This is a genomic window from Hymenobacter terrenus (assembly GCF_000972495.1).
GTDB classification, from domain to species: Bacteria; Bacteroidota; Bacteroidia; order Cytophagales; family Hymenobacteraceae; genus Hymenobacter; species Hymenobacter terrenus.
In genome coordinates this window covers 115,064-121,063 of sequence record NZ_LATM01000017.1, presented here as the reverse complement: position 1 = coordinate 121,063, position 6,000 = coordinate 115,064, and the positions used below count along the sequence as shown (strand labels likewise).

General features: G+C 58.5%; 6 protein-coding genes and 2 pseudogenes. 5 read left to right on the top strand and 3 right to left on the bottom strand.

Annotated features, from left to right (window positions below):
• The first annotated feature begins 4 nt into the window (after positions 1-4).
• Entirely contained in the window at positions 5-169 is a 165-nt protein-coding gene (locus WX88_RS32140; RefSeq protein ID WP_082116141.1) for a T6SS immunity protein Tdi1 domain-containing protein, read from the top strand.
• A 9-nt stretch (positions 170-178) separates the two neighbouring features.
• Positions 179-751, top strand: a complete 573-nt coding sequence (locus WX88_RS18455; protein ID WP_052732844.1) for a T6SS immunity protein Tdi1 domain-containing protein — start codon at positions 179-181, stop codon at positions 749-751.
• Positions 752-900: 149 nt separating this feature from the next.
• Here the strand turns inward: WX88_RS18455 and WX88_RS18450 are convergent, their stop codons facing one another.
• Positions 901-1,503, bottom strand: a complete 603-nt coding sequence (locus WX88_RS18450) for a helix-turn-helix domain-containing protein (RefSeq protein WP_156176259.1) — start codon at positions 1,501-1,503, stop codon at positions 901-903.
• Positions 1,504-1,637: 134 nt separating this feature from the next.
• Between WX88_RS18450 and WX88_RS31500 the strand changes: the two are divergent.
• From WX88_RS31500 to tssD, 3 genes and pseudogenes are all read left to right on the top strand, one after another.
• Positions 1,638-2,156 (top strand): annotated as a pseudogene (locus WX88_RS31500) (element excision factor XisH family protein).
• A complete protein-coding gene (locus WX88_RS18440) occupies positions 2,144-2,449 on the top strand; it encodes an element excision factor XisI family protein (protein ID WP_046245866.1) in 306 nt (101 codons plus the stop codon). The pseudogene WX88_RS31500 and the gene WX88_RS18440 overlap by 13 nt, the downstream one beginning before the upstream one ends.
• 31 nt (positions 2,450-2,480) lie before the next feature.
• A pseudogene (gene tssD, locus WX88_RS18435) lies at positions 2,481-2,875 on the top strand (type VI secretion system tube protein TssD).
• Between the two features lie 102 nt (positions 2,876-2,977).
• On the opposite strand, the gene WX88_RS18430 reads toward tssD, so the two are convergent.
• Complete coding sequence (locus tag WX88_RS18430; RefSeq protein ID WP_046245864.1) at positions 2,978-3,385, bottom strand: response regulator; 408 nt, start codon at positions 3,383-3,385, stop codon at positions 2,978-2,980.
• Positions 3,386-3,418: 33 nt separating this feature from the next.
• Positions 3,419-5,980 carry a PAS domain-containing protein gene (locus tag WX88_RS18425; protein WP_046245863.1) on the bottom strand — a complete coding sequence of 854 codons (2,562 nt, stop codon included), beginning with the start codon at positions 5,978-5,980 and terminating at the stop codon, positions 3,419-3,421.
• Between the last annotated feature and the right edge of the window lie 20 nt (positions 5,981-6,000).

Sequence of the window (6,000 nt, the reverse complement as noted above, 5' to 3'; positions counted from 1 at the left end):
GTACTTGGCCGCCCGCGCTCATTTGGGTGAACCCGCCTATGACGAGTGCTTCGGCTACGTGCCCCTGCTGGCCTTGGGTGGCCCGGAAACGGTGGACCATTTGGAGAAAGTGAAGCTGCGCGAGCATATCTTCCTCATCAGCCAATTCACTGGCCTGCTCGAACGCTAGTCGCCGCCCGTGCTCATCAAGCTGCTTACCCGCTTTCCAGAATACACTATCGTTGACCAGCCAACGCCGGAACTCCTCGCCCGCTACCGCGACTTGGTACCAGCAGAACTCCTAGAGGTCTGGGAGCAGTATGGCTTCGGCACCTTCTGCGACGGCTACCTCAAGGTGGTGAACCCTGACGACTACGCCGACCTGCTGGCCGACACCTATCAACTCACCAGTACTCCTGCCCCCGCCCCGCCCGTCGTCCTCTTCGCTACTGGGATGGGTGACCTCATTATTTGGGAACGCGGCTTTTTAGTGTTCGTAAATTACCGGCATGGTATTACCAGTGCGGTCGGTCAAAATTTTAACATCTTTTTTCGCAACCTGAGTGATGAGGACTTCTTAAGTGAAGACTTGTATTGGGAGCCGTATCCTGCCGCCCGGGAACGGTTGGGCGAGCCGGCCTTTGACGAATGCTTCGGCTACGTGCCTCTACTAGCCCTGGGCGGTCCTGAAACGGTGGAGCACCTGGAGAAGGTGAAGCTGCGCGAGCATATCTTCCTCATCAGCCAGTTCACCGGTATCCTCGAGCGCTAGCTGACGCTGACCGGCCACGGCGGCTCCACCCCAATGTGGGCGGAGCCGCCGCGTTCGTGGCGCTCCCCGCTTCAACCAGTGGATACCCGCTGGAGCATGACCGGTCGAGTATTTTCGGATGTACCCTCTGTGGGAAATCAGGCGAAACGCTACTTCGGCCGGGTGGCTGGTTGGGCTTCGTCGGCGGGCGCTTCAAGCGCGGCTAGTTCTGCCGTCAGGGCGTCGGCTTCGGCCAGCAGGCCGGCGCGGCGGGCGCGTAGCAGGGCGGCGGGCACGGGGCCGCTTCGCTCATCCCATTCGGCGCGGGCCCCGTTGAGGAGCAGGGTGAGCTGGGCCAGCTGGTCTTCGCGGGCGCGGGGTGGGAGGGCATCCTTCGCCTCGGCGGTGGCCAGGGCGGCGGGCAGGGCCGTAGCGGCGCCCAGCCGGGCGCGGGCTGCGGCGGCGCGTGGGGGCAGCTCGTAGGTGAGCCGAACTTGCATCTGCTGAGCCTGGGCCAGGCATTGGGCCAGTCGGATGCGCAGCGGGTGTAGGTCGGGGGTGGGAAGGAGGATGGCCGCCGCCTGACTGGCGGCTTGCACGGCCCGCAGGCGCCTCCAGGCGGTGAGTGGTAGTGTTCGGGTGCCAGCTTCGGCCTGCGCTACCAGGGGGCGCCGCAGGCCCAGCAAGGCCGCTAGCTCGGCCTGCGAAAGGCCAAAATACATGCGCATGTCGGCCAACAGGCTTCCGGCAGCGGCGGTCAGGCGTCGAATCATAGGGGCTGGCTGGGGAGGGGGTGGTGCGCCGCTCCCGCTAGTCCGGCAAGGTACGCGCTGAACATGGCACACATTTTCGACCCCCTTGAAAATATGTGCCAAGGGAGTGGCACATATTTTCAAGGGGGTCGAAAATGTGTGCCACGTCTGGGATAGATGATGACGTGTTCCGTCGCCATCATGTTACTGGCTTCTCTTTGGTATATAAATCCTCCACTCCTACACTATCCTTTCACATGGCAAGAAAAGATTTCTACCACGATACTGTCAAGCGCGCTATTGAGCGGGACGGTTGGACTATTACCCATGACCCTTTAACTATACCATTTGGTATTACACAGCTTGAGTGCAACTTAGGAGCTGAAAAAATAATTGCACAACGCGCGACAGTTAAAATAGCGGTTGAGGTAAAAAACTTCCGTCAGGATAATATTAATACAAATGAGCTAAAAGTTTCAATGGCTCAATACTTTCTTTATACGAGAGTAATGCACAATGAATAAATGGGCCGAAAAGTTTATTTAGCAATTACAGAAAAAGCCTGCCGAACAATCCTCTCTAATAAAAGCGTTCAATATATCATTGCTAGTAACGAGATTGAGCTTATCATCTTTAATCCAGACACGGAATCAGTAATCGAATGGAAACACTAGCAAACTACCGCCAAGCTATTTTAAATGTCATTACACCATTCCCTACCAGTGGCTATGATATTCCTGAAATAAAGACACACGTTATAACAGACAAAGACACCGATACGTATTTGCTCATTCGCACTGGTTGGCGTGGGGATAGGAATTATTATTCGGTTATCATTCACATGGCGATTGTAGGAGGTGAGATAATTATTTACCAAAACAATACCGACCGTGAACTAGACGAAGAGTTGACGGACGAAGGTGTTGCGCCAGCAGCCATTAGTCTGGCTTATATAAAGCCTGACTAATTAAATCAGCAACCCTTAAAGAGTAGTAATTATGTCATTTCACGCAGTATTGTTTTTTGACGGTGGCCGGGCAGAAGGCTATGAGTTGATTGCCGCAAAAGTTGATTTTTTGCAAACCCGCGATGATAAGAGAAGGCTCAATAGTGGCGTATACGGCAGTTATATTGCGTTACGCTTGCAGCCTTCGGAAGAAAATGCGGTGGTTGAATGGATGCTTGACCTATTTGACCAGCGCAACGGCAAGATTCATTTTTTCATAATGACCAGCCCTCTGTATTCAAAGAAATTAGTTTCACAAAGGGCTATTGCATGACGTGCAATGAGAAATTCAATCCGTCGGAACGGCAGGGAAGTTTGGTTACCGATATTTATATCAGCCTTGAAACTACTTCCATCCAAGGCGTAACGCACACTAATAAGTGGTAGCCTCGTTTGTGGAGGTATTAAAGAACTACGGCCCCGCTCGGATTCTCCAGCGGGGCTTTTCGTTGGTTGGTCATCTGTTGTATCGGGCTACCTGCTGGCCAGTTAATGTTGGAAATGAAGCTGGAGCAGCTGATCGAGCTTTTCCTGAGTCAGGGGCTTGTTGACCAGACCAGCGGCGGGCAGCTCGTCGAGGCGGGCCAGGTCGCGGGCATCCATTGAGGTGGTGAGGACCACGACGGTGGTGGCGCGCTGCTGGGCCAGGGGCAACTGCTGGTAGGCCTGCAAAAACTCGATGCCGTTCATGACGGGCATCTGAATGTCGAGCAGAATGAGGGCGGGGTAGCTCGGCTGAGGCGCCGAACTGCTTCGGTGCAATACGTCCAGGGCCTCCTGGCCGTTCTCGGCCACCAGAATACTGTCGGCCACGTTGAGACGCTTGAGCAGCCGCTCATTCAAAAAGTTATTGGTCTGGTCGTCATCGACCAGCAACACGCTGGTAAGCTTAGGCATAAGACGAGCCTACGCACAGCCGGCCTTTCGGGTTTAGGAGAGGTCGGGCAGCACGGCTGTAAACGTGGAGCCTACGCCGGGCTGGCTCTGCACCCGAATGGTGCCACCGGCGTTTTCGGCAATGCGCTTCACCATATACAGGCCCACGCCGGTGCCTTCCACGTGGGTGTGCAGGCGCCGAAACATGACGAACAGCTTGCCCTGCTGCTCTTCGGTGAGGCCCATGCCATTGTCGTGCACTTCCAATAGCGCTTGGCCGTCGGTGCAGTAGGCGTAGAGCCGTACTTGCAGGGGCCGGGCGGAGTCGCGGTACTTGATGGCGTTGCTGAGCAGGTTGTACAAAATGCTGCGCAGGTTTTTGGGCGAGAAGCGCAGGGTGGGGCAGGCCGATACATCCACGGTGAACTGGCCGCCGGCCGCGGCCAGGGCAGGGGCCAGGTCCAGACGCACGGCCTCGACCTCGGCGGCCAGGTCCAGGGCTTCGGCGGGCTCGGTATGTGCCTGCTGCAGCTTGGAAATGTCGGTGAGCTGGCCGAGGGTGCGCTGAAAGCGCGCCACCGAGCCGTGCATGAGGTCGAGCAGGTGGGTCACGTCCGGGTCTTGCTGGACCGGGGCGGGCAGCTGCTCGCGCAGGGCCAGCAGCAGGCCCTCAATGTTGGCAATGGGCGCTTTGAGGTCGTGCGAAGCCGTGTACACGAACGTATCCAGGTCTACGTTGGTGTGGCTGAGGCGGTCGTTGGTGTCGCGGAGCTCCTCGTTGGCCACCTGCATTTCCTCGTTGATGGCGGCCAGCTCTTCGTTTAGCTCCTGCACCTGCTCACGAGCTTGTACTTGGTCGGTCACATCGGTTACCAGGGAATAGAATCCCTGCACCTCGCCGTTGCGCACATCGGGAATGTAGTCGGTGTGGATGTACCGCACGAAACCCTCACGATACGGCATGCGGGCTTCAAAGGCCAGCCGCTCGCCGGCCAGGGCGCGGTCCATGTAGCCCTGGGCGGCCACATAGGCTTTTTCACCTACCACCTCGCGCACAGGGCGGCCCAGCAGCGCGGCCGGGTCCTGATTGAACCACGTTCGGTAGGCGTGGTTCACGAATTGGTAGCGCCGCTCACGGTCGAGGTAGGCGATGAGCACGGGCAGGGCATCGGTGAGCAGGCGCAGCCGCTGGGCAGCCGCTTCGATGGCGTGGCGGGCCCGCACCTTTTCGGTGGAGTCCAGAACGAAAGCCAGAATGCCCGTTATCTGTTCCCGTTCATCGCGCAACGGCTGATAGACGATGTCCAGGTACACGGATTCGGACTGCCCGGTGGCGGGGTTGTGGCCCTGGGCCAGTACCTCAACGCCCACATACGGCTCACCGGTAGCGTACACTTGGTCAAGCAGCTTGATAAAACCCTGCTCCGCGGCTTCGGGAAATACCTCGGCAATGGTCCGGCCCAGGTAGGGGCGGTTATCGGAAATCCATCGGTAATGGTCGTTGAAAAAGGAGTAGCGGTGGTCCGGGCCGGTCAGGGTGGAAATGGAGGCCGGCAGCTGGGTCAGCACTTGGCGGAGGACAGCTTGCTGCTGTTGTAGTTGCTGGGTGCGCTCGACCACGCGGCCTTCCAGCTCCTGGTTGAGGGAATAGAGCGCCTGCTGCGAGAGGGCCAGCGCGGAGTTGGCAGTCAGAAATTCGTCGTTGCTGGCCCGTAGCTCCTCGTTAATGGACGCCAGTTCCTCATTCAGGGTTTGCACCTGGCGACGAGCCAGTACCTGCTCCGTCACGTCGGCGGCAATGTCGATGATGCCCATCACCTCTCCTTGACGGCCGTACAAGGGCTGGTATACGAAGTTGTAATAGCGCGTTTCGAGCCGGCCCTCGCGTAGCAACTCGGCGGGTACTTCGGTCCCTACGAAGGGCACCCGCGTGTGGGCCACTTCCCGCATCAACTCCGTGAAACCATGCCCCCGCATCTCGGGCACGCCTTCGAGCAGCGGCCGGCCCAGAATCTGGGCCGGCGAGTAGCCCCACATGGCGCATAGCAGGTCGTTGGCGGCCGTCACCACGCAGTCGTCGCCCTGCAGCAAGCCAATGGCCACCGGCGACTGTGTGAGCACGGCCTGGAGCAGGTTGCGCTCGGCTTCGGCTTCGGCGCGGGCTTCCAGCTCGCGGGCCTGGCTCGCGCGCAAGGCCTGTTCCACAGCCGTGCGGGGCTGGTCGTTGGTGTCGGTGAAGCTCACCACCAGCACCTCCCCCTGCCGCTGAGCGGCCAATAGATAGTAGCCATCGAGGCCATCGTGCTGGTAGTTGTTCTGGCGGTGTTCCAGTTTTCCCGACAAAAAGGTGTCGCGGTAAAAGTTATACACACCGGCCACCGCGGCCGTTGGGAAGAGCGTCAGAAACGACTGGTTGGGGCGCTCCGGCAGCTTCAGCATCTGCTGAGCGGCCGGGTTGAGGTGCACCCAGGCCAGGTCAATGATGTCGGTGCCGCCGGCATCGTACACCGGCCGCAAAATCATGATTCCCGTCAGGGAAACGTTGAGCAACACGTGCAGCAGTTCCTCAGAAGCAGGAACATCGGCCGTGAACGCCGGGGCGGAAGAATCAGGCATGAGCAGACATAAAAGCGCGA